We start from the raw sequence: 21,884 nt of genomic DNA, 5'->3' as shown, positions 1-21,884 counted from the left end.
GCGTGTCGCTGAAATCCCCTGAACGCGGCGCACCCCGGGGCGGACACGTGGCCGAGAGGTGCGGAGGGACTGCGGCTCAGACGGTGGCGCGGACCGCACCGACGCGCTGCTCGCCGCCCATGACCCAGAGGTCGAGTTCGGTCTGCACGGCGTCGATCGCCTCGTGCTCGATCGCGCGCGACTGCGCGAGCAGCCGAAGCGCGATGATCGTCGAGGCGCGCGGTGAGCCGTCGAGCACCTTGAGTGCGACCGTCGTGCCGTCGGGCGCGGTCATGACCATGACGCCCTCTGCGCCGATCTTCGCGAAGACGCCGAGTCGCTCGATCGCGACCGTGTCGGGCTGGCCCGGGCCGCCGACGGCCCACGCGTGATCGCGCACGGCCTCGGTGAGAGCCGCCGCCTCGCGGTACAGCGCGAACGGCGAGCCGGCGGCCGCGGTCGTGATCTTCTGGATGCCGCGGCCGAGGCCGCCGAGACTGATCGCGTGCACTGGGGCGCCGCAGCCGTCGATCGCGGTGGCAGCCGGGCGTTCGCCGGTGAACCGTTCGACGACGTCGAGCACGCGCTTCTGCAGCGGGTGGTCGACCTCGAGGTAGCCCTCGAGCGGCCACTCGTTGGCGACGCAGGCGAGCAGCATCGCCGAGTGCTTGCCCGAGCAGTTCATGTAGACGCGCTCACGAGGCCCGCCCGAGCGGATGAGCTGCTCGCGCGCCACCTGGTCGGACGGCGAGGCCGCAGGGCAGCCGAGCGCCGATTCGGGAATCGACTCGCGTTCGAGCAGGCGCCGCACGAGGGCGACGTGCGCCGCGGTGCCCGAGTGGCTCGCGGTCGCGATCGCCGCGTCTTCGCCGCGGAGGGTGACCCCCGAGGTCATGACGGCGACGGCCTGGAACGGCTTCAGGCAGGACCGGGGGAAGATCGGGGTGACGACGTCGCCGAGGGCGCGCAGCACCTCGCCCTCGGGGGAGAGCACGACGGCGGAACCCGCGTGCCGGGACTCGATGAAACCACTACGCTCGACCACGGCGAGTTCGACGGAGTCAGTGACTGAGAATGTGCCGGCCACCTGCACTATCCGAGTGAGGCGAGGGCGTCGTCGAGCACGCGGAGACCGTCTTCGATGAGCGCATCGCTCACCGCCAGGCTCGGCAGGAACCGCAGCACGTTGCCGTACGTGCCGGCGCTCAGGAAGAGCACGCCGTGCTGGGCGGAGAACGCGACGATGCGATTGACGGCCTCGGCGTTCGGCGCCTTCGCCGTGGCCGCGGTGCCGGGCTGCACGAGCTCGATCGCGATCATCGCGCCCATGCCGCGGATGTCGCCGATCACGTCGTAACGCCTCGCGAGCTTCTCGAGACCGGCCCGCAGGGTCGCCTCGATGCGGCGCGCCTCGGCGAGCAGGTCGTTCTCTTCGATCGACTCGAACACGGCGATCGCCGCAGCGCATGCGACGGGGTTGCCCCCGAAGGTGCCGCCGAGCCCGCCCGGCTGGGCGGCATCCATGATCTCGGCCCGGCCGGTGACCGCGGCGAGCGGCAGGCCGCCCGCGATGCCCTTCGCCGAGAGCACGAGGTCTGGCTCCCAGCCGAAGTGCTCGCTCGCGTAGTAGCGGCCGGTGCGCGCCATGCCCGACTGGATCTCGTCGGCGATCATGACGACGCCGTTCTCGGTGCACCACGTCTGCAGCGTCGGCAGGAACCCGTCGGCGGGAACCATGAACCCGCCCTCGCCCTGGATGGGTTCGACGACGAGGCAGGCGAGGTCGCTCGCCCCGACCACCTTCTCGAGGTAGGCGATCGTGCGGGCGGCGGCGTCGAGCCCTGACAGGCCGTCCCGATAGGGGTAGGAGTTCGGCGCGTGGTAGACGTCGCCGGCGAGCGGGCCGAAGCCGGTCGCGTAGGGCATGGCCTTGTAGTTCATCGCCATGGTGAGGTTCGTGCGGCCGTGGTAGGCGTGGTCGAGCACGGCGACCGCGCGGCGGCCCGTGTGCTTGCGGGCGATCTTCACGCCGTTCTCGACGGCTTCGGCGCCGGAGTTGACGAGCACGCTCTTCTTCTGCCAGTTGCCGGGCGTGTGCTCGGCGAGCAGCTCGGCGACGCGCACGTACTCCTCGTACGGCGTGATCGTGAAGAGGGTGTGGATGACGTCTTGCAGCTGGTCGGCGGCGGCCGCGACGACGCGCTGTTCGGTGTGGCCGATCGTCGTCACGCCGATGCCGGCGCCGAAGTCGACGAACCGGTTGCCGTCGACGTCGACGAGGATCGCGCCGTTCGCGCGCTCGATGTAGACGGGCAGCGCCGACGAGACGCCGGCCGAGACGACCTTCGATCGTCGGGCCTGCAGCTCTTGCGACTTCGGGCCGGGGATCGCGGTCACGATCTTGCGCTCCTGCGGCACGGTGTAGACCGGGGCGGCTGTCGCCGTTGCTGTCTCTGCTGCCGGTGCTGCTGCTGTCTGGGCGTCGATGCGGTTGTCAGTCATGGTGCCTCCACCTTATCGTCGCGGCGGCGGGTCGAGGAGGGGTCGGAATCGGTGCAGAATCGGATGGCGCGGGGTCGCGCGCACGATCGAAGGAGGCAGCATGCTCGGTGAGCACCGGTACGAGATCGAGGTCGAGTGGCAGGGCGATCGCGGCACGGGAACGTCGGGCTACCGCGACTACGGACGCGGTCACGCGGTGCGCGCAGCGGGCAAGCTGCATGAGATCGCCGGGTCGAGCGATCGCGCGTTCCACGGCGACCGCGATCGTTGGAACCCCGAAGAGCTGCTGCTCGCGGCGCTCAGCGAGTGCCACATGCTCTCGTACCTGCACGTCGCGACGAACCACGGCGTGGTCGTGCGCGGCTACACCGACCGGGCGGCCGGGCTCATGCGCGAAGACGGCCGCGGCGGCGGCGCATTCGTCGAGGCCGTGCTGCGGCCGCAGGTCGAGGTGGCGGATGCCTCGATGCTCGAGCTCGCCCGCACGCTGCACGCCGAGGCGTCCGAGAAGTGCTTCATCGCCGCGTCCGTGGCGTTCCCGGTGCGCCACGAGCCCGTCGTGACCGTCGGCGTGCGCTGACCGTCGGCGTGCGCTGACCGTAGGCGTGCGCTGACCGTCAGCCGGCGCCGAGTCGCACCGGTGGCACCGCGGGCAGCGTCGCCTCGGGGATCGGGCACGCATGACCGCCGACGAGCCGGCTGCACGGCGGCAGGAACCCGGGGTATCGCTCGGCCTCGGGGTCGCCGAACCAGCGGTTCCACAGTCGCCAGAAGTTCAGGTTGCCGAACGCCGAGCAGTCGTCGCCGACCTCGGGGTCGGCGACCGCGGCCGGGTTCGGCTGGTAGGGCGTGTAGTTGTACAGGTTCGCCGTGGCCTGGTTGGCGATGGCGATGGATGATGCGCCGCACGCGGCATCGGGATGGAACTGCACGTCGACCGTGCCGACCTTGTAGGCCCGGTCGGGCTGCTCGGTGTACTGCCGGAACTGCCATGCCGCGTTGTAGACCTGATTGAAGAAGCCGAAGTACTTCGCGTCGCAATCGGCCGTGTCGGGGCAGCCGTAGCCCGTCGCGCGGAGGTAGCCCGACTCGCTCGGCCGGGTGAGCAGCGACTGCTCCTTCTGCAGCAGCACGAGCAGCGTCTTCGGGCTCACGCCGCACGCCGCCGCCGCCTTCGAGATGATGCGGCTCGCCCGTTCGCGGATGCCGCCGCGGTATTCGGCGCAGTGCCCCGGCCCCGCGGGAGGCTGGGTCGTGGTGCTCTGCAGGTAGTCGGCGAGGCAGGGCACGCCGTCGCGCGGCCGACAGTCGACGCCCTCGAGGAACGACTGGATCTCGTCTTCGCTCATCGCACCGCTGTCGTAGAACGAGTCGTCGCTCACGATGCTGCCGGGGTCGAACTCGGTCGCGGACGGAATCGGCAGGTCGACGATGGCGGCCGCGTCGACGCTCGCCGCCGCCCGCCCGGTCGCGGCGTTCTCGGTGCCGCTCGGGCCGCCGCACGCCGCGAGCGTCAGCACCAGCGCCGCCGTCGCGGCGACGCGGCCGACCATCGAAGCAGGGCTCATCGAAGCGGGGCGCACCGCACCGACGATACCCGGGCGGGGCCGGAAGCGGCTGGGAATCGCCTCACATCCGCTCGCGCGGCACGACCCGGTCGGCGAGTTTGGCGAGGGCGCCCTGCGGCGGTGTCTCGTTGTAGACGCCCGCGAGCTCCTGCTCGCTGAGCGCGTGGATCGCCGCCATGATCTCGTCGGTCGCGGCCCGGCGGGCGCGGCCCGAGTTCGCCTGGCCGTGGCGGCTGAGGTCGAGCGGCTCGCCGAAACGCACGGTGACGGGTCGCACGCGCGGCAGCTTCGCCCCGACGGGCTGGATCCGCTCGGTGCCGATGAGGCCGACCGGCACGACGGTCGCGCCCGTCGTCAGCGCGAGCCAGGCCACACCGGTGCGACCGCGGTAGAGGCGGCCGTCGAGCGAGCGCGTGCCCTCGGGATAGAGGGCGAAGGCGTTGCCGGCGTCGAGGATGCGGCGGCCGGCGTCGAGGGCCTCCTGCGCCTGCGAACCGGCGCCGCGTTCGACCGCGACGGCGCCGATCGCGCCGAAGAAGGTGCGCGAGACCCAGCCCGAGAACCCGGTGCCGGTGAAGTAGCTCGACTTCGCGAGGAACTGCACGGGTCGCGGCGAGGCGAGCGGGATCACGATGCTGTCGACGAACGAGAGGTGGTTCGAGGCGAGGATGACGGGCCCCCGCATGGGCACATGCTCGGCGCCCGTGATCGTCGGCCGGTAGACGAGTCGCACGAGCGGGCGGAGGAACCCCCTGACGATGCGGTAGAGCGGGCCCTGCCGGACTGGTGCTGGCACGGCGGCGCCTTCGATCTCTGTCACCGTTCGACCCTACGCGCGAAGACATGCGCGCCGCGGCATATCGACGTGCGTCGGCCGCGGTGGCGCGGGTGCGAGAAGATGGGGGCATGGATGTCGCGGCCGAGGGTGAGCTCATCGAGCTCGAGTCCTCGGGGGTGCGCGTCGTCGTGATGATGCGCGGTCGCCGCGGCCCCGCCGCCGACACCGTGCTGCGCGGGCTGCTCGCCCACGCGACGGGCGTGCCCGCCGACGACGTCGAGCTCGTGCACGACTGCGTCGAGTGCGGCGCGCGTCACGGCCGGCCCTCGATCGCCTACCCCTTGACGCCGTCGGGCGCGCCCTGGTACGCCGATGTCGCGGTCGAAGGCGACGTCGTCGTGGGGGCGGCGGCCACGCGGCATCCGCTCGGCGTCGGCATCGAGTCGGCCGCGCTCGAGACCGGGGCCGTGATCGACGAGGCGGCGTTCCATGCGAGCGAGCGCGCCGCGCTCGATCGCTTCGACCCGGCGGCGCGGTCGATCGCCCGGGCGACGCTGTGGGCGCGCAAGTCGGCGCTGCTGCGAGCGGTCGGCCACACCGACTTCATCGAACCGTCGCGACTCGCCCTCACGATGCCGAGCGACGACGGCGGGGTGGGGCGCATCGAGGTGAGCCTGCCCGAGTTCGGTTCGGGATGGCGCGGCATCCGATTCCACGACATCGAGGTGCCCGGCAGTCGAGCCGCGTCGGTGGCCGTGCTCGCCTGAAACGCCACCCGCACGGGCGACGCTGCCCATACAGTGGGCATGTGCGCTCCGTCATCATCCTCGGCTCATCCGGTTCGATCGGCACCCAGGCCCTCGACGTCATCAGGGCGAACCCACGCCGCTTCGACGTCGTCGGACTCGCGGTCGGGTCCAACCGGGCCCTGCTCGACGCGCAGGCCGCCGAGTTCGCGGTCGAGCACACGGCCGTCGGCATCGCGGAGGCCGAGCAACTCGTGCGCGACGTCGACGCCGACGTCGTGCTGAACGGCATCACCGGCTCCGTCGGCCTGGGGCCGACCCTCGCGACGCTCGAGCGAGGCACGACGCTCGCCCTTGCGAACAAGGAGTCGCTCATCGTCGGCGGCGATCTCGTGACCCGCCTCGCGAAGCCGGGCCAGATCGTGCCCGTCGACTCCGAGCACTCGGCGATCGCGCAGGCGCTGCGCTCGGGCACCGACGACGAGGTGCGCCGGCTCGTGCTGACCGCCTCGGGCGGCCCGTTCCGGGGCCGCCGGCGCGACGAGCTCACCGCGGTCACTCCCGCCGAGGCGCTCGCGCACCCCACGTGGGACATGGGCCTCGTCGTGACGACGAACTCGGCGACGCTCGTCAACAAGGGACTCGAGGTCATCGAGGCGCACCTGCTCTTCGACGTCGGCTACGACCGCATCGACGTCGTCGTGCACCCGCAGTCGATCGTGCATTCGATGGTCGAGTTCGTCGACGGCTCGACGATCGCGCAGGCTTCGCCGCCCGACATGCGCCTGCCGATCTCGCTCGGGCTCGACTGGCCGAACCGCGTGGCCGCCGTCGGCACGCCGCTCGACTGGACCCGCGCGCAGGAGTGGACCTTCGAGCCGCTCGACGGCGAGGCGTTCCCCGCCGTCGCGCTCGCGAAGCAGGTGGGCCGCGCCGGCGGCGAGTACCCCGCCGTCTTCAACGCGGCCAATGAAGAGGCGGTCACGGCGTTCCACGCGGGGCGCATCGGGTTCCTCGACATCGTCGACACGGTGCGGGGCGTGGTCGAGGCGCACGAGGCATCCGCGGATTCCCTCTCGGTCGAATCGCTCGCGGAGGTCGAGCGGGTCACCCGGCGAGCAGCGCAGCAGCAGATCGCCCGGGCGGCCCGGTGATCGGGCAGCTCTGAGCCCAGCGCCGATTTCAGCCCAGCGCCGATTTCAGCCCAGCGTCAAGAAGAGCCCCAGCGCAGCACCGACCGCGATCAGGAGCAAGATTCCGCCGGCGATCCGATCACCGCGACGCGCACGACGGAACCATCCGAATTCCGAGTCGAGGTCGCTCGGGAGTTGCGAGCGCTGCTCGTGCGCGCTGTGCTCCTCCTGCGCTTCGGAGTGTTGTCGGCTGCGTGGAGTGATGCCTGAGTCCTCACAGTCGATGAGTGGGCGTTTCGCGAGCTTCCCAGTCGGCGAGCATGAGGGTCAAGTCGGCATTTCGGCCGACCCGGTCTCTCACAGCCGAACGCCAGCACACTCGAAGGCGACGGCACTACGCTTGCGTCCGTGGATTCCGTGCTCGCCTTCATCGTCGGCGTCGTCATCATCGTGATCGGCCTCGCCGTGTCGATCGGCCTGCACGAGATCGGGCACCTCGTGCCCGCGAAGCTGTTCGGCGTCAAGGTCACGCAGTACATGATCGGCTTCGGGCCGACCATCTGGTCGCGCAAGAAGGGCGAGACCGAGTACGGCGTCAAGGCCATCCCGCTCGGCGGTTACATCTCGATGATCGGCATGTTCCCGCCCGCGAAGGGCGAGCGCGTGCACGCCGACAGCACGGGCTTCTTCCGCGGGCTCGTGCAAGACGCCCGCGACTCGAGCGCCGAGTCGATCACCGCGGGCGACGAGCACCGCGCGTTCTACCTGCTGCCGGTGTGGAAGCGCATCATCGTCATGTTCGGCGGCCCGTTCATGAATCTGCTGCTCGCGGTCGTGCTCTTCGGCATCCTGCTCATGGGCTTCGGCGTCGCGCAGTACTCGACGACGATCGGTTCGGTCTCGGCGTGCGCACTTCCTGCGACGAGCCAGGGGCAGTCGTGCGAACCCGGCGATCCCGCGGCCCCCGGTGCCGCAGCGGGCATCGAACCGGGCGACCGCATCGTCTCGGTCGCGGGCGAGCCGATCGACTCGTGGAACGAGTCGACCGCGATCATCCGCGCGCACCCGGGGGAGCCCGTCGCCTTCGTCGTCGAGCGCGGCGGCGAGATCGTCGAGCTCGAGGTCACGCCGATGCTGAGCGAGCGGTACGTCATCGACGAGCAGGGCGAGGTCGTGAAGGATGCCTCGGGCACGCCGCTCACCGAACCGGCCGGGTTCGTCGGCATCGGGCCGGCGACCGAGGTCGTCCGGCAACCGGTGACGGCCGTGCTGCCGGCCGTCGGCGATCAGGTGGCCGGCGTCGCCGGAATCATCCTGAACCTGCCCCAACGCATCGTCGATGTCGCGAACGCCGCCTTCGGGCCCGAAGAGCGCGACCCGAACGGCCCCATGTCGGTCGTCGGCGTCGGGCGCCTCGCCGGCGAGATCGCGACGATCGACGAGATCCCGATCGCGTCGAAGGCCGCGACCATGATCGGCATCCTCGGGTCGCTGAACATCGCGCTCTTCGTCTTCAACCTGATTCCACTGCTGCCGCTCGACGGCGGGCACATCGCGGGCGCGCTGTGGGAGGGGATCCGTCGCGGGTTCGCGAAGCTCTTCCGCCGGCCCGACCCGGGGCCGGTCGACCTCGCGAAGCTCATGCCGGTGACGCTCGCGGTCGTCGTGGTCTTCGGTGCGATGAGCGCGCTGCTCATCTATGCCGACATCGTCAAGCCGGTGCAGTTCTTCTGAGCGTGCGGCTGAGCAGGCCCGCCACGGGAGGCACCGGCTCGTACTCCGCAGGGAGTAGCGGGTGAGTCGCCGCCGGGCCGATTCGGGTGCGCCGCCGCGGCGATACGATCTGGGCATGCCGTCGCAGAACTGGAGCGGGCCGCCATGGCAACAGCCTGGTGACGGCCGACCCGAACGATTCCGGCCGCCGCCGGGGTTCGTGCTGCTCGCGCCCGTCGTCATCAGCCTGCTCGTTCAGGTGCCCGCAGCGCTCGGCATCGCGATCTGGACCGAAGCCGGATGGCCGTCCGGCGCCCTGCAGGTCGCGCTCGCCGCGGCCGGTGGGCTCGCGCTGCTCGGCGCCAGGCGCTGGCCGGGGCCGACCGTCGCGGTGGTGTGCGCGGCCGCGCTCGCCGACCTCGCGCTCGCGCCCGATGCCGGTCCGCCCTACATCGCCGTGGGCTTCGCGATCGCGCTCGCCGTGGCACGCGGCGCCGTGATCTGGGCCGTCTCCTCGGTCGTGGTGGCGTGGGTGGCGGCGATCGTGCTGGCCTCGTTCGTCGGCACGACGTGGCATCCGTTCCGCATCGCGTTCACGACGCTCGCGCTCGCCGCGTGCTTCGGCATCGGCTGGTTCGTGCGAGTGCGCCGGGCACGGGCCTCGGCCTTCCGAGAAGAGGCGATGCGGCGGCGGCAGAGCGCCGAGGAGCGCGAACGCGTGCGCATCGCCCGCGAACTACACGACGTCATCGGGCACGCCCTCTCGCAGATCAACGTGCAGGCGAGCGTCGGCCTGCACCTCATGGACCGCGACCCCGAGCAGGCCCGCACGGCCCTCGGAGCCATCAAAGAGACCTCCAAGACCGCGCTCGACGAGGTGCGCAGCGTCCTCGGCGTCATCCGCGAGGGCGACGCACCGCTCGTGCCGCAGGCCGAGCTCGCCGAACTGCCGAGGCTCGTCCGCGGCATCCGCTCGCCCGAGCTCGACGCGCGGCTCGTCGACCGACTGACCGAGTCGCCGCGCCGGGCCGTGCAGTTCGCGGGCTACCGCATCGCACAGGAGGCGCTCACGAACGTCGTGCGGCATGCCCACGCGAGCGAGGCCGTCGTGACGGTCGAACGGTCGGGCGACGAGTTCGTGCTGACGATCGACGACGACGGGGTCGGTACGCGCGCGGGTGGCGGTGCGCGCGCGGGCGCCGGAGCAGGCACTGCCGTGGAGACCGACGACCATGTCGATGCCGGCGGCGATGCCGGCGCCGATGCCGGCGGCAGCGGCAGCGGCAGCGGCATCCTCGGCATGCGCGAGCGCGCGGTGCTCCTCGGAGGATCGGTCGAGATCACCGGATCGCCGCTCGGCGGCACGCGCGTCACCGCGCGCCTGCCGTGGGGAGGCGCGGCATGATCCGCGTCGCGCTCGCCGACGACCAGGTGCTCGTGCGGGCGGGGTTCCGTGCGCTGCTCGCCGCCGAAGACGACGTCGAGGTCGTGGGGGAGGCGTCGACGGGCGCCGAACTCCTGGCGCTCGTGCGGCGGGAGCCCGTCGACGTCGTGCTCATGGACATCCGCATGCCCGACGGCGACGGGCTCTGGGCGACCGAGCAGATCGCCGCCGACCCGGCGCTCGCGGGCGTGCACGTCGTGATCGTCACGACCTTCGAACTCGACGAGTACGTCGCGCGGGCGGTGCGGGCCGGCGCGAGCGGGTTCCTCGTGAAGGACACCGAGCCCGTCGACCTCATCCGCGCCGTGCGGGTCGTCGCGAGCGGCGAGGCGCTGCTCTCGCCGGGCGTCACGAAGCGGCTGCTCGAACGCATGTCGGCGGGGCTGCGCGACGCACCCGACGCGACGCGGCTCGCGGCGCTCACCGATCGCGAGCGCGAGGTGCTGCGCCTCGTGGGCCTCGGCCTCACGAACGACGAGATCGCCGCCGAGCTCGTGCTGAGCCCGCTCACGGCGAAGACGCACGTCTCGCGCATCATGGCGAAACTCGCGGCGCGCGACCGGGTGCACCTCGTCGTCGTCGCCTACGAGTCGGGGCTCGTCGCGCCGGGCTGGCAGTAGCCGCGGCGACCGTACTGCTCCCGGGGGAGCAGTCGAAGTGACTCCCCGGAGCGGATTCGCGAATGCGACCGGCTCGCGAGACTCGAATCGACGGCCTGAACCGCAGGCCGCACGATCAAGGGAAACGCCATGCTCGCCACCCTCGCCACCACCGCGGTGGTCACTCACGCCGGCCCCTGGGCGGCCGGGTTCGGATGGGTCTTCTTCCTCATCCCGATCTTCTGGTTCCTCGTCATCGGCCTGATCATCTTCCTCGTCACGCGCAGCCGTCGCCGGTTCTGGGCGAACGGCGGCTACGGCGGCCCCGGCATGCCCGACGGCTCGTACGGCCCGCCGTGGATGCGCGGGTCCGGCGCAAGCGCCGAGTCCACGCTCGCCGAGCGCTTCGCGAAGGGCGACATCGACGAAACCGAGTACCGCGCGCGCCTCGAAGTGCTGCGCGCGAACCGGCCGAACGCGTCGTAGCCGCGGTCGACGGGCGAACAGCGGGGCGGATGCCGCGGCATCCGCCCCGCTCGTGCTGTCGCCGTCGTGCCGTGGGTCGCCTCGACCGCGCCCTGGTGCCGGTGGCCGCGCCGACCGCACCGTCGTACCGTCGCCGCGGTGCCGGCCCCCGCTACCGGTCGAGTGCCCGCGCGAGCGCCGCGGCCTGGTGGCGATGGCCGACCGTCTCGAACCCGACGATCACGACGAGCGGCGCGCACGCCGCGAGTACGATGCCGACCCCCATGCTCGCGCCCGCGACGACGGCGAGCACCGCTCCGACGAGTGCCGCCAGGCTGAGCACGAACAGCAGGATGTGGAAGCGGTCGAAGTCGTGCAGCAGCAGCGCGTAGATCGTGAAGAGCGCGATGAGGAACAGGGCGACGGGAACGACGACCGTCAGCAGCGCCGCGACATCGCCGATCTCGGCGGTGCCCTCGATCACGAAGGCCGCGACGTGCAGCCCCGCCCCGGTCGCTGCGATCGAACCGAAGATCACGAAGTGTCCGTAGCCCCACACGAATCCGCGTTCGCGGAACCGGTGCAGCACCTTCGCCGACGGCATCGTGAAGTAGACCCACCACATGCCGAACGCGAGCGCCGTGCCGCCGAAGGCGACGAGCGCGGCCTCGAGGCTCCACCCCTGCTGCTCGACGACGGCCGAGATCGCGAGGATGGTGCCGAGCACCACCTCGCCGAGCGTGATGATGACGAGCAGGCCGTAGCGCTCGGCGATGTGGTGCGCGTGCCATGGCGTCTCGCCGACGCGGCGCTCGATCAGGTACGGGCCGAGCAGTTCGAGGGCGCCGAGCAGCGCGAAGAGGCCGAGCATGACGTTCAGCGGCGGGTTGATGAAGATCGTCGTCACCCAGCCGACCTGGATGACGCCGATGACCGTCGCGAAGGCGATCGCGGTGCGTCGGCGCGCCGGGTCGTGGCGCGCGACCCGCAGCCACAGTGCGACGGCCGCGATGCGCATGATCACGTACCCGGCGATCATCACGTTGCTGTCGAGGTGTTCGCCCTCGTCGATGGAGTGGAATACCGAGGGAATGCCGAGCGCGAGCACGAGCACGCCGAGCATCTGCACCATGGTCGCGACACGGAAGTAGATGTCGTCGTTGTCGTAGGCCGACGAGAGCCACGAGTAGTTGATCCAGGCGAGGCAGATCGCGAAGATCGCGATCGAGAAGCCGATGATCGCCGGCCCGAAGTGCCCGATCTCGAGCAGGTGCGCGGCCTGCGTGCCCGCCTGGCTGAACGCCACGACGAAGGTGAGGTCGAAGAGCAGCTCGAGCGGCGTCGAGGTGCGGTGCGGCTCGTCGGGGTCGCGACCCGACATGCGCCGAAGGCGGTGGTCGAGCGGCGGGTGGGTGGATGCCTCCGTCATTCCGACATCGTTGCACGCGGGGTCGCGCGTCGCCGGGCGCGACGGGCCGCGAGGCGCGTCAGCGCGAGAGCAGCAGCGCCTCGCCCTGGCCGCCGCCGCCGCAGAGCGCGACGGCCGCGTGGCCCTCGCCTCGACGCGAGAGCTCGAGGGCGGCGTGCAGTGCGAGTCTGGCGCCGGAGGCGCCGATGGGGTGGCCGAGCGCGATCGCACCGCCATGCACATTGACGACGTCGGCGCCGACACCGAGTTCGCGCGCCGACTCGAGCGAGACCGCGGCGAAGGCCTCGTTGATCTCGATGAGGTCGAGCTCTGCCGCGGTGCCGCCCGACTTCTCGAGTGCGGCGGCGATCGCGTTGGCGGGCTGGGCGTGCAGCGAGTTGTCGGGGCCGGCGACCTGCCCGGCCGCACCGACGATCGCGAGCCACGGCAGCCCGCGGGCTTCGGCCCACTCGCGGCTCGCGACGACGACGGCGGCGGCGCCATCGGACAGCGGCGAGGAGTTGCCCGCCGTGATCGTGCCCTCGGCGCTGAACGCCGGCCGCAGCTTCGCGAGCACCTCGACCGTCGAGTCGGGCCGCACGCCCTGGTCTTCGGCGACGACCACGGGGTCACCCTTGCGCTGCGGGATCTCGACCGGCACGATCTCGTCGGCGAAGAGGCCGTCGGCCTGTGCGGCGCCGGCGCGCACGTGGGATGCCGCGGCGATCTCGTCTTGCGCGGTGCGCGTGATTTCGTACCTGCCGTTGAAGCGCTCGGTCGAGGCGCCCATCGACTCGCGGTCGAAGGCGTCGGTCAACCCGTCGTGGGCGGCGTGGTCGAGCATCTCCCACGAGCCGTAGGCCTGTCCCCGGCGCGAACCGGGCAGGAGGTGCGGTGCGTTCGTCATGGACTCCTGACCGCCGGCCACGACGACGGATGCCTCGCCGAGACGGATGAGCCTCGCGGCATCCGTGATCGCGACGAGGCCCGACAGGCAGACCTTGTTGACGGTGGTGGCGGGAACCCGCCACGGGATGCCGGCGGCGACGGCCGACTGCTTCGCGGGATTCTGGCCGGCGCCCGCCTGGAGCACCTGACCCATGATGACCGCGTCGATGTCGTCGGGGGAGACCCCGGCCTTCTCGAGCGCGCCGCGGATCGCGACGGTGCCGAGCTCGACCGCCGTCTGGCCCGCGAGGTTGCCGTTGATGCGGGCGAACGGCGTGCGCGCCCCGGCGATGATGACGACGTCGGGTAGGGACATGTTCAGGACTCCTTCGTCAATGCGCGGCTCTTGCGCGATGGAACCATTCTACGATTCAGTTAGTGAGTATTCACCGGAGAATCCACCGGTTCGCAGCATGTCGACATGGAGGTCGCGCACATGACACTCGACAAGGTGGTCGAGTCCGCTCACGAGGCGGTCTCCGACATCCCGTCAGGAGCCAGTCTCGCCGTGGGCGGATTCGGGCTCTGCGGCATCCCGATGGTGTTGATCGACGCCCTGCTCGACGCGGGGGTCGACGGGCTCTCGGTCGTCTCGAACAACTGCGGCGTCGACGACTGGGGCCTCGGCGTGCTGCTCGCGAAGCAGCGCATCGCCAAGATGACCTCGTCGTACGTCGGCGAGAACAAGGAGTTCGAGCGGCAGTACCTCTCGGGCGAGCTCGAGCTCGAGCTCACCCCGCAGGGCACGCTCGCCGAGAAGCTGCGGGCCGGCGGCAGCGGCATCGCCGCGTTCTTCACCCAGACCGGCGTGGGCACGCAGGTCGCCGAGGGCGGGCTGCCCCGGCGATACCACCCCGACGGCACGATCGCCGTCGCGAGCCCGGTGAAGCCCGTGCAGACGTTCGACGTCGCAGGGGTGGCCCGCGAGTTCGTGCTCGAAGAGGCGATCACGACCGATTTCTCGCTCGTGCACGCGCTGAAGGGCGACCGTTACGGCAATCTCGTCTTCGACAAGTCGGCGCGAAACTTCTCGCCGCTCGCTGCGATGGCCGGGCGCGTCTGCATCGCGCAGGTGGAGGAGGTCGTCGAGGCCGGCGAGATCGACCCCGATGCCGTGCACCTGCCGGGCATCTACGTCGACCGCATCGTGGTCGTCGGCCACGACATCGAGAAGCGCATCGAACGTCGCACCGTGCGAGAGGGGAACTGAGATGGCACTGACCCGCCTCGAGATGGCCGCGAGAGCCGCCCGCGAACTCGCCGACGGCTCCTACGTGAACCTCGGCATCGGCCTGCCCACGCTCGTGCCGAACTACGTGCCCGACGGGGTCACGATCCTCCTGCAGTCCGAGAACGGCATCCTCGGCGTCGGCCCCTACCCGAGCGATGACGCGGTCGACCCCGACCTCATCAACGCCGGCAAGGAGACGGTGACGGTGCTGCCCGGCGCCGCGTACTTCGACTCGGCGGCGAGCTTCGGCATGATCCGCGGCGGCAAGATCGACGCCGCCATCCTCGGCGCCATGCAGGTCTCCGCGACGGGCGATCTCGCCAACTGGATGATCCCCGGCAAGATGGTCAAGGGCCCCGGCGGCGCCATGGACCTCGTGCACGGCGCCCGCAAGGTGATCGTGCTCATGGAGCACGTCGCGAAAGACGGCAGCGCGAAGATCGTGAACGAATGCTCGCTGCCGCTCACCGGTCGCGGCGTCGTGCACCGCATCATCACCGATCTCGCCGTCATCGACGTGACGCCCGAGGGGCTGCGCCTCGTCGAGTGCGCCCCCGGCGTGAGCATCGACGAGGTCGTCGCCGCGACCGAGCCGCCGCTCATCACGGACTGATCAGATCACCGGCGGGGCGTTACCGAATCGTTCCGTCCCGGTGCTCCCGCGGCACCTCGCGAGACGACAGACTGACGTCCAGTGTTCAGGGAACGGTCGGAGGAACGATGAGGTTGGTGCGGGGAGCTCGGGTCCTCATCGGGGCGGCGCTGGCGGCGATTCTGCTGGCCGGTTGCACACCCGGGGCGACGGGTGCGGTCGCCACGTCCGAACCTCCGAGCCCGTCGGCCGTGGTCGAGACACCGTCCCCGACGCCGACGGTGGATCCCGTCACGACCGTCGACGGTCTCGTCGCCCGGCCGCAAGCGCTCGAGCTGCGCTCCGGTGGGGTGGCCGTCACGACCCTGCCGTACATGTCGAGCCCCGAGGAGGCCGTCGCGGTCCTCACGGAGGTGTTCGGCGCTCCTCCGGTCGAGGAGCCCTATGACGGCGGCAACCATCGGCCGGACGGCGTTTATCACCACTGGGATCCGTTCGTGCTGGATGAGCGCCTCTATGACGAGGAACGCCGCGAGTCGGAGAACCTCGACTGGGTGGTCTGGCCGAGGTTCGCCGTCTACTTCGACGGACCCGGAGTCGGTCCGATCGTCTTGTCGGCCGCGAACGGCCGCCAGGCCGGCGACCCGTGGAGCGACGCTGAGGCCGATGAATCGTTCGACGACGACATTTGGACCTGCATCGGTACCTCGATCGAGGCCGAGGCCATCGACATGCCGACCGACCGTCCCGATCGGGTGAACGTCGTCGTCACCCCGTCCGACGACGGGCAGTCCGTCAAGTGGATCGGCGCACCAGAGATGGAAGCCGACGGCTGCGCCTGAGGCATCCACCCCATGCTGGGCTGCGACCCTCCATGCCGAAGTAGACTCGACTCGTGCCTGCTGTGAATCTCGGAATGCCCAAAGTCCCTGAGGTACTGGCCCCGCGACGCAAGTCCCGCCAGATCAAGGTGGGCAAGGTGCTCGTCGGCGGCAGCGCCCAGGTGAGCGTGCAGTCGATGACGACGACGCCCACGACGAACATCAACGCGACGCTGCAGCAGATCGCCGAGCTCACGGCGTCGGGCTGCGACATCGTCCGCGTCGCCGTGCCGAGTCGCGACGATGCCGAAGCGCTGCCGATCATCGCCAAGAAGAGCCAGATCCCGGTCATCGCCGACATCCACTTCCAACCGAACTACGTGTTCCAGGCCATCGATGCGGGCTGCGCGGCCGTGCGCGTCAACCCCGGCAACATCCGCAAGTTCGACGACAAGGTCGGCGAGATCGCGGCGGCGGCGAAGGCGGCCGGTGTGTCGTTGCGCATCGGCGTCAACGCCGGCTCGCTCGACCCGCGCCTGCTCGAGAAGTACGGCAAGGCGACGCCCGAGGCGCTCGTCGAGTCGGCGGTCTGGGAGGCGAGCCTCTTCGAGGAGCACGACTTCCACGACTTCAAGATCTCGGTCAAGCACAACGACCCGATCGTCATGGTCAAGGCCTACCGACTGCTCGCCGAGCGCGGCGACTGGCCGCTGCACCTCGGCGTCACCGAGGCCGGCCCCGCCTTCCAGGGCACCATCAAGTCGGCCACCGCGTTCGGCATCCTCCTCGGCGAGGGCATCGGCGACACCATCCGCGTCTCGCTCTCCGCTCCTCCCGTCGAAGAGATCAAGGTGGGGCTCCAGATCCTGCAGTCGCTGAACCTGCGCGAGCGCAAGCTCGAGATCGTCTCGTGCCCGTCGTGCGGGCGCGCACAAGTCGACGTGTACAAGCTCGCGAATGACGTCACTGACGGGCTCGAGGGCATGACCGTGCCGCTCCGCGTCGCCGTCATGGGCTGCGTCGTCAACGGTCCGGGCGAGGCCCGCGAGGCCGACCTCGGGGTGGCGTCGGGCAACGGCAAGGGCCAGATCTTCGTGAAGGGCGAGGTCATCAAGACCGTGCCCGAGTCGGAGATCGTCGCGACCCTCATCGCCGAGGCCAATCGCATCGCCGACGAGATGGGCGTCGACGCGCCGGTCGGCACGCCCGAGGTGCTGACCCCGTAGTCGCGAGCGCCGCCCGAGCGTATCGTGGGCGGCAGCGGATGCCCCGGGGCATCCGATCGCGAGAGGAGGCCGCGATGAGCGGTGACGACAGCGAGTTCGAGTACCCCGACACGGCGGGCTATCCCGACGGCATGGGCACACTGCACGAGGGCGTCGACGACGACGTCGACGACGACATCGACGACGACCTCGACGACGACATCGAATACGGTGACGCCGATGCCGCGACCGAGGCCGAGGGCGACCTCGAGACGTTCGCCCTCGACGACGAGGAAGACGTCGAGGGCGTCTGACCGCTCGGCGAACGAACGCCGACCCGAACGAGCGCCGACCCGAACGAACGCCGACCCCGACCTGGCGGCCGTCAGCCGTCAGCCGGTTGCTGCTGCGGCGGCGGCCCGGAATTCGACCGTGCCGGTGGCGATGTCGGCCGCCAGCAGCTCGACCTCGAGCCGCGTTCCCGCGCGGGCGTCGGCGGGCGCCTGGCACGTCGCGGTGACCGCGGGCTCGGCGAGCTGGAGCACCGCCCGGTCGCCGCGCACCTCGAGCACGGTCGCCGTGAACCGTTCGCCGACCCGCGTGCTCAGCAGTGCCGCCTCGACGCGGGCGATGGACGCCGCGTCGAGCCGGTTCGCGCGCTGCGTCGACGCGCCCATGAGCGACGGCAGCTCGCCGAGCGAGGCGCGTGCCCACTCGGGCACCTCGCGCCCGGCGCTGACGGCCTCGCACACGACGAGCCCCCAGCGGTCGACGAGCCGGCGCAGGGGAGCGGTGACATGCGCATAGGGCGCCGCGAGCGCCGACTGGATCGGCGTCTCGGTCGGCGTGGTGCCGTCGAGGGCGAGGTAGCCTGCGCCGCGGAAGAGCCCCGAGGCCGCCTGCATCACCGCGAGGCAGACGGGGTCGTCGCGGTCGAGGCCGCGCAGGTACTCGCCGTAGGAGATCGCCTCGGGCCACGGGCGGCCGAGTGCGCTGGCCTGCTCGCGAAAGGTCGCGACGGCCTCGTCGCTCGGCTTCGGCATCGTGCGGAGCACTCCGACTCGGGCCGTGAGCATGAGCTGCGCGGCGGCCATGCCCGTCATGAGCGACAACTGGGCGTTCCACTCCTCGACCGGCAGCGGATGCCGGCGTTCGAGCGAGTAGCCGCCGCCCTCGGTGCGCACGATCTCCTCATCGGGGGAGTTGAGGCTCGCGCCGCCGCGGGCGCGCTCGAGTTCGATGCGCAGCAGCCCCACTTCGCGCAGCAGCGTCAAGGAGGCGTCGCCGGCGTCGATGCGCGCCTGCGCCTCGTCGTACGTGAGCTGTTCGCGTGAGCGCACGGTCGCCCGGGTGAGGCCGGTCGTTGTGACGACGGCGTGCTCGTCGAGCTCGAACGCCCACACGAATGCGCTGCGATCGACGCCGGGCAAGAGCGACGCGCGGTCTTCGCTCAGCACCGGCGGGTGCAGCGGCACGCGCCCGTCGGCGGCGTAGAGGGTCTGGCCCCTGCGCCGAGCCTCGAGATCGACCGCGCCGTCGGGCAGCACCCATCCCGGGACATCCGCGATCGCATAGTGCACCAGGTACCCGCCGACGCGCCGTTCGATGTGCAGCGCCTGATCGAGATCGCGCGACCCCGGCGGGTCGATCGTCACGAACGCGAGATCGCGCAGGTCGGTGCCGTGATCGGCGATGCTCGACTCCTCGGCTTCGGCGAGCACCTCGGGTGCGAAGGTCTCGGGCAGCTCCAACTCGGCGCGCAGCTGTGCGAGGGCGACGGCGAGCTCGCTCTGCGCGACGGACTCGGTGACATGCGTTCGACGGGTCGGCATGCGCCCCAGCCTACGAGCCGTCGAGGGGCCGGATGTCTCGGCCTGCCGGCCACCGGGTCATGCCGGCCGGTCCGACGGGTCGAGCACGCGCGAGAGGTGCCGCAGCATCGCCTCGCCCCACTCGGCCGTCTCGTCGTCGTTCGCCTCGGCGAGGCAGTCCCACCAGGTGAGCGAGCGGTTGACCGCCTGGCTGATCTCGGCGGCCGCGAGAACCGCGGCCCAGTCGGCGTCGGCGTCGGTGTCGCCGGCCCACGCCCGGTGGAAGGCGTCGACGACCGGTGCCGGATCGAGACCGGCGTGCTCCATGATGGCGATCGGGATGAGCACCGCCTCGGCGGGGTGTGCCCACTGGGCGTCGCCGAAGTCGAAGGCGCGCAGTCGGCCGCCCTCGCCGGGCGCCGCCGCGAAGACGTTCCAGGGGTGCAGGTCGCCGTGCTGCAGCGTCGCGGGCAGGCCGCTCGCGACGAGCGTGGCGACGGCGTCGGCCACACCGGGGCGGGCGGCGCGCAGGGCCGCTGCCGTGTCCGCGTCGGGCGCCGACGGGTGCCCGGCCGGCAGGCCGAGCACGCGTTCGAGCATGAGCTCGAAGCGCTGGGGCACCGTGGCCGGCGAACAGTCGGGCACCCCGAGCGCGATGAACTCGGCGGCGCGGGCGGCGACCGCACGCTGCACGCCGGTCCACTCCTCGACGGCCACGAGCCAGTCGTCGGCAGAGGCGCCGGCCTCGCCGCGAGCGTCGCCGAGCGTGACGCCGTGGTCGGCCGTGATCATCCAGCCGCGTTCGGGGTCGATCGCGACGGGTGCCATGACCGAGCCGGGCAGCAACGTCGCGATCGACGACTGCAGGGCCGGCTCGAACGACTGCGCACGGCAGTTCGCCTTGAACCAGAACTGACCCGGCCCGTCGGGCAGCTCGGTCTCCGCCACCAGCTGGGTCGACCACGGACGCACCCTCGGCTGCGTGACGGCGAGCACCCGACCGCCGAGCACCGCCACGGTCTCGCCGATCCAGGCGTCGGCCTCACGACGCCAGGCGTCGGACGACACCCGTGCCGAGAAGGGAAGTTCCGCTGGGAACCGAGCATCGTGACCCATGCGAGCAGGGTACGGCAGGAGGCATCCATCGCGCTCGTTAGAATCGTCGGGTGCCCACTCGCCTGACGAACTACTTCCTCCGTACGCTCCGCGAAGACCCCGCCGACGCCGAGGTCGCGAGCCATCGCCTGCTCGTGCGCGCCGGCTACATCCGGCGCCAGGCGCCAGGCGTGTTCGCCTGGCTGCCGCTGGGCCTGCGCGTGAAGGCGAAGATCGAGGCGATCATCCGCGATGAGATGACGAATGCGGGCGCGCACGAGGTGCACTTCCCGGCGCTGCTGCCGCGGGAGCCCTACGAGGTGACCAACCGCTGGACGGAGTACGGCGACAACCTCTTCCGCCTGCAGGACCGCAGGGGCGCCGACTACCTGCTCGCGCCGACGCACGAAGAGGTCTTCACGCTGCTCGTGAAAGACCTCTACAACTCGTACAAAGACCTGCCGCTGTCGATCTACCAGATTCAAGACAAGTACCGCGACGAAGCCCGGCCTCGTGCGGGCCTCCTTCGCGGCCGCGAGTTCACGATGAAGGACGCGTACTCGTTCGACATCTCCGACGAGGGGCTCGACGCGAGCTACCAGGCGCAGCGCGACGCCTATGAGCGCATCTTCACCAAGCTCGGCCTCGAGTACGTCATCGTCAAGGCGGACGCCGGGGCGATGGGCGGCTCGAAGAGCGAGGAGTTCCTGCACCCGACGCCCGTCGGCGAAGACACCTTCGTGCGTTCGGCCGGCGGATACGCGGCCAACGTCGAGGCGTTCGAGACGATCGTGCCCGAGGCGATCCCGTTCGACGGGCTGCCAGCCCCCGTCGTGCTCGACTCGCCGAACACGCCCACCATCGCGACGCTCGTCGATCTCGCGAACGCCGAGTACCCGCGGCCCGACGGGCGAGCATGGACGTCGGCCGACACACTGAAGAACGTCGTGCTCGCGGTCGTGGCGCCCGACGGCACCCGCGAACTCGTCGTCATCGGCCTGCCCGGCGACCGCGACGTCGAGATGAAGCGCGTCGAGGTGGCGTTCGCCCCGGGCGAGGTCGAGCCTGCGACCGAGGCCGACTTCGCGGCGCACCCGGGCCTCGTGAAGGGCTACATCGGCCCGTGGTCCGAGGGCGGCGCCGTGCTCGGCGAGGAGTCCGCCACCGGCATCCGCTTCCTCGTCGACCCGCGGGTCGTCGACGGCACCGAGTGGATCACCGGCGCGAACGTCGACCAGAAGCACGTCTTCGGCCTCGTCGCCGGCCGCGACTTCGTCGCCGACGGCACCGTCGAGGCGTCGAATGTGCTGCCCGGCGACCCCGCGCCCGACGGCTCGGGCCCCGTCGAACTCGCCCGCGGCATGGAGATCGGCCACGTCTTCCAGCTCGGCCGCAAGTACGCCGAGGCGCTCGGCCTCAAGGTGCTCGACGAGAACGGCAAGCTCGTCACCGTCACGATGGGCTCGTACGGCATCGGCGTGACCCGCATCCTCGCGATCATCGCCGAAGACAACAACGACGACAAGGGCCTCGTCTGGCCGGCGTCCGTCGCCCCGTTCGACGTGCACGTCGTCGCCACCGGCAAGGACCCGGCCGTGTTCGACGCGTCGGAGACGATCGTGGCCGAGCTCGAGGCATCCGGTCTCGACGTGCTCTTCGACGACCGCCCGAAGGTGTCGCCCGGCGTGAAGTTCGGCGACGCCGAGCTCATCGGCGTGCCGAAGATCGTGATCGTCGGCCGCGGCGTGGCCGACGGCATCGTCGAGGTCTGGGATCGCGCGAGCGGCGAGCGCACGCAAGTGCCGATCGGCGAGGTCGTCGCGGCACTCGCCTGAGCGGTGCCGGG

At 71.1% G+C, this 21,884-nt stretch carries 21 protein-coding genes; 13 read left to right on the top strand and 8 right to left on the bottom strand.

The features are described 5' to 3' along the window. Positions 1–76: 76 nt before the first annotated feature. Both ACWGST_RS09355 and gabT read right to left on the bottom strand, forming a co-directional pair. Positions 77–1,024 carry an asparaginase gene (locus ACWGST_RS09355; protein WP_452046384.1) on the bottom strand — a complete coding sequence of 316 codons (948 nt, stop codon included), beginning with the start codon at positions 1,022–1,024 and terminating at the stop codon, positions 77–79. 47 nt (positions 1,025–1,071) lie between these two features. Continuing rightward, positions 1,072–2,481, bottom strand: a complete 1,410-nt coding sequence (gene gabT / locus ACWGST_RS09350) for a 4-aminobutyrate--2-oxoglutarate transaminase (protein WP_452046383.1) — start codon at positions 2,479–2,481, stop codon at positions 1,072–1,074. Between the two features lie 100 nt (positions 2,482–2,581). Between gabT and ACWGST_RS09345 the strand changes: the two genes are divergently transcribed. Further along, positions 2,582–3,061 (top strand): OsmC family protein, encoded by a 480-nt coding sequence (locus ACWGST_RS09345; protein ID WP_452046382.1) that lies wholly within the window; start codon positions 2,582–2,584, stop codon positions 3,059–3,061. A 37-nt stretch (positions 3,062–3,098) separates the two neighbouring features. On the opposite strand, the gene ACWGST_RS09340 is transcribed toward ACWGST_RS09345, so the two are convergent. After that, positions 3,099–4,064, bottom strand: a complete 966-nt coding sequence (locus ACWGST_RS09340) for a hypothetical protein (protein WP_452046381.1) — start codon at positions 4,062–4,064, stop codon at positions 3,099–3,101. A gap of 46 nt (positions 4,065–4,110) precedes the next feature. After that, positions 4,111–4,869 carry a lysophospholipid acyltransferase family protein gene (locus tag ACWGST_RS09335; protein WP_452046380.1) on the bottom strand — a complete coding sequence of 253 codons (759 nt, stop codon included), beginning with the start codon at positions 4,867–4,869 and terminating at the stop codon, positions 4,111–4,113. A gap of 86 nt (positions 4,870–4,955) precedes the next feature. Between ACWGST_RS09335 and ACWGST_RS09330 the strand changes: the two genes are divergently transcribed. The 6 genes from ACWGST_RS09330 to ACWGST_RS09305 all read left to right on the top strand — a co-directional run bounded on the left by ACWGST_RS09330 (position 4,956) and on the right by ACWGST_RS09305 (position 10,948). After that, positions 4,956–5,594, top strand: coding sequence for a 4'-phosphopantetheinyl transferase family protein (locus ACWGST_RS09330; RefSeq protein WP_452046379.1), 639 nt, complete (start codon positions 4,956–4,958; stop codon positions 5,592–5,594). Positions 5,595–5,635: 41 nt separating this feature from the next. Continuing rightward, positions 5,636–6,727 carry a 1-deoxy-D-xylulose-5-phosphate reductoisomerase gene (dxr, locus tag ACWGST_RS09325; RefSeq protein ID WP_452046378.1) on the top strand — a complete coding sequence of 364 codons (1,092 nt, stop codon included), beginning with the start codon at positions 5,636–5,638 and terminating at the stop codon, positions 6,725–6,727. A gap of 387 nt (positions 6,728–7,114) precedes the next feature. Then, a complete protein-coding gene (locus tag ACWGST_RS09320) occupies positions 7,115–8,440 on the top strand; it encodes a M50 family metallopeptidase (protein WP_452046377.1) in 1,326 nt (441 codons plus the stop codon). 115 nt (positions 8,441–8,555) lie between these two features. Continuing rightward, positions 8,556–9,824, top strand: a complete 1,269-nt coding sequence (locus tag ACWGST_RS09315; RefSeq protein WP_452046376.1) for a sensor histidine kinase — start codon at positions 8,556–8,558, stop codon at positions 9,822–9,824. After that, on the top strand, positions 9,821–10,483 hold the full coding sequence (locus ACWGST_RS09310) for a response regulator (RefSeq protein ID WP_452046375.1): 663 nt from the start codon (positions 9,821–9,823) through the stop codon (positions 10,481–10,483). The genes ACWGST_RS09315 and ACWGST_RS09310 overlap by 4 nt, the downstream gene beginning before the upstream one ends. Before the next feature lie 129 nt (positions 10,484–10,612). Continuing rightward, positions 10,613–10,948 (top strand): SHOCT domain-containing protein, encoded by a 336-nt coding sequence (locus ACWGST_RS09305; RefSeq protein WP_452046374.1) that lies wholly within the window; start codon positions 10,613–10,615, stop codon positions 10,946–10,948. Between the two features lie 151 nt (positions 10,949–11,099). Here the strand turns inward: ACWGST_RS09305 and ACWGST_RS09300 are convergent, their stop codons facing one another. Both ACWGST_RS09300 and ACWGST_RS09295 read right to left on the bottom strand, forming a co-directional pair. Further along, a complete protein-coding gene (locus ACWGST_RS09300) occupies positions 11,100–12,356 on the bottom strand; it encodes a low temperature requirement protein A (RefSeq protein WP_452046373.1) in 1,257 nt (418 codons plus the stop codon). A 58-nt stretch (positions 12,357–12,414) separates the two neighbouring features. Then, a complete protein-coding gene (locus ACWGST_RS09295) occupies positions 12,415–13,599 on the bottom strand; it encodes an acetyl-CoA C-acetyltransferase (protein ID WP_452046372.1) in 1,185 nt (394 codons plus the stop codon). A 105-nt stretch (positions 13,600–13,704) separates the two neighbouring features. Here ACWGST_RS09295 and ACWGST_RS09290 point away from each other — a divergent pair, with 105 nt between their 5' ends. The 5 genes from ACWGST_RS09290 (at position 13,705) to ACWGST_RS09270 (ending at position 17,446) form a co-directional block, all read left to right on the top strand. Beyond that, complete coding sequence (locus tag ACWGST_RS09290; RefSeq protein ID WP_452046371.1) at positions 13,705–14,493, top strand: CoA transferase subunit A; 789 nt, start codon at positions 13,705–13,707, stop codon at positions 14,491–14,493. Between the two features lies 1 nt (position 14,494). Next, positions 14,495–15,127, top strand: a complete 633-nt coding sequence (locus tag ACWGST_RS09285) for a CoA transferase subunit B (protein WP_452046370.1) — start codon at positions 14,495–14,497, stop codon at positions 15,125–15,127. Positions 15,128–15,456: 329 nt separating this feature from the next. Next, a complete protein-coding gene (locus ACWGST_RS09280; protein ID WP_452046369.1) occupies positions 15,457–15,948 on the top strand; it encodes a hypothetical protein in 492 nt (163 codons plus the stop codon). 74 nt (positions 15,949–16,022) lie between these two features. Next, positions 16,023–17,153 carry a flavodoxin-dependent (E)-4-hydroxy-3-methylbut-2-enyl-diphosphate synthase gene (gene ispG, locus ACWGST_RS09275; RefSeq protein WP_452046368.1) on the top strand — a complete coding sequence of 377 codons (1,131 nt, stop codon included), beginning with the start codon at positions 16,023–16,025 and terminating at the stop codon, positions 17,151–17,153. 74 nt (positions 17,154–17,227) lie between these two features. Then, positions 17,228–17,446, top strand: a complete 219-nt coding sequence (locus tag ACWGST_RS09270; RefSeq protein ID WP_452046367.1) for a hypothetical protein — start codon at positions 17,228–17,230, stop codon at positions 17,444–17,446. Between the two features lie 78 nt (positions 17,447–17,524). Here the strand turns inward: ACWGST_RS09270 and ACWGST_RS09265 are convergent, their stop codons facing one another. Together ACWGST_RS09265 and ACWGST_RS09260 are read right to left on the bottom strand one after the other, a co-directional pair. Next, positions 17,525–18,964, bottom strand: coding sequence for an RNB domain-containing ribonuclease (locus ACWGST_RS09265; RefSeq protein WP_452046366.1), 1,440 nt, complete (start codon positions 18,962–18,964; stop codon positions 17,525–17,527). Between the two features lie 57 nt (positions 18,965–19,021). Further along, positions 19,022–20,059: a phosphotransferase gene (locus ACWGST_RS09260; RefSeq protein ID WP_452046365.1), complete on the bottom strand. Its 1,038-nt coding sequence runs from the start codon at positions 20,057–20,059 to the stop codon at positions 19,022–19,024. Positions 20,060–20,109: 50 nt separating this feature from the next. On the opposite strand from ACWGST_RS09260, the gene ACWGST_RS09255 reads away from it, so the two are divergent. Beyond that, positions 20,110–21,873, top strand: a complete 1,764-nt coding sequence (locus ACWGST_RS09255; RefSeq protein WP_452046364.1) for a proline--tRNA ligase — start codon at positions 20,110–20,112, stop codon at positions 21,871–21,873. Positions 21,874–21,884: the final 11 nt, after the last annotated feature.

The organism is Agromyces sp. NPDC055520 (assembly GCF_053619715.1).
This window is presented reverse-complemented; position numbering and strand designations above follow the sequence as displayed.

Excerpts from the sequence above, each read along its gene's own strand:
- gabT (WP_452046383.1), bottom strand. The coding sequence starts at position 2,481 with ATGACTGACAACCGCATCGACGCCCAGACAGCAGCAGCACCGGCAGCA.
- ACWGST_RS09345 (WP_452046382.1), top strand. The coding sequence starts at position 2,582 with ATGCTCGGTGAGCACCGGTACGAGATCGAGGTCGAGTGGCAGGGCGAT.
- ACWGST_RS09330 (WP_452046379.1), top strand. The coding sequence starts at position 4,956 with ATGGATGTCGCGGCCGAGGGTGAGCTCATCGAGCTCGAGTCCTCGGGG.
- ACWGST_RS09315 (WP_452046376.1), top strand. The coding sequence starts at position 8,556 with ATGCCGTCGCAGAACTGGAGCGGGCCGCCATGGCAACAGCCTGGTGAC.
- ACWGST_RS09310 (WP_452046375.1), top strand. The coding sequence starts at position 9,821 with ATGATCCGCGTCGCGCTCGCCGACGACCAGGTGCTCGTGCGGGCGGGG.
- ACWGST_RS09305 (WP_452046374.1), top strand. The coding sequence starts at position 10,613 with ATGCTCGCCACCCTCGCCACCACCGCGGTGGTCACTCACGCCGGCCCC.
- ACWGST_RS09300 (WP_452046373.1), bottom strand. The coding sequence starts at position 12,356 with ATGACGGAGGCATCCACCCACCCGCCGCTCGACCACCGCCTTCGGCGC.
- ACWGST_RS09295 (WP_452046372.1), bottom strand. The coding sequence starts at position 13,599 with ATGTCCCTACCCGACGTCGTCATCATCGCCGGGGCGCGCACGCCGTTC.
- ACWGST_RS09290 (WP_452046371.1), top strand. The coding sequence starts at position 13,705 with ATGGAGGTCGCGCACATGACACTCGACAAGGTGGTCGAGTCCGCTCAC.
- ACWGST_RS09285 (WP_452046370.1), top strand. The coding sequence starts at position 14,495 with ATGGCACTGACCCGCCTCGAGATGGCCGCGAGAGCCGCCCGCGAACTC.
- ispG (WP_452046368.1), top strand. The coding sequence starts at position 16,023 with ATGCCCAAAGTCCCTGAGGTACTGGCCCCGCGACGCAAGTCCCGCCAG.
- ACWGST_RS09270 (WP_452046367.1), top strand. The coding sequence starts at position 17,228 with ATGAGCGGTGACGACAGCGAGTTCGAGTACCCCGACACGGCGGGCTAT.
- ACWGST_RS09265 (WP_452046366.1), bottom strand. The coding sequence starts at position 18,964 with ATGCCGACCCGTCGAACGCATGTCACCGAGTCCGTCGCGCAGAGCGAG.
- ACWGST_RS09260 (WP_452046365.1), bottom strand. The coding sequence starts at position 20,059 with ATGGGTCACGATGCTCGGTTCCCAGCGGAACTTCCCTTCTCGGCACGG.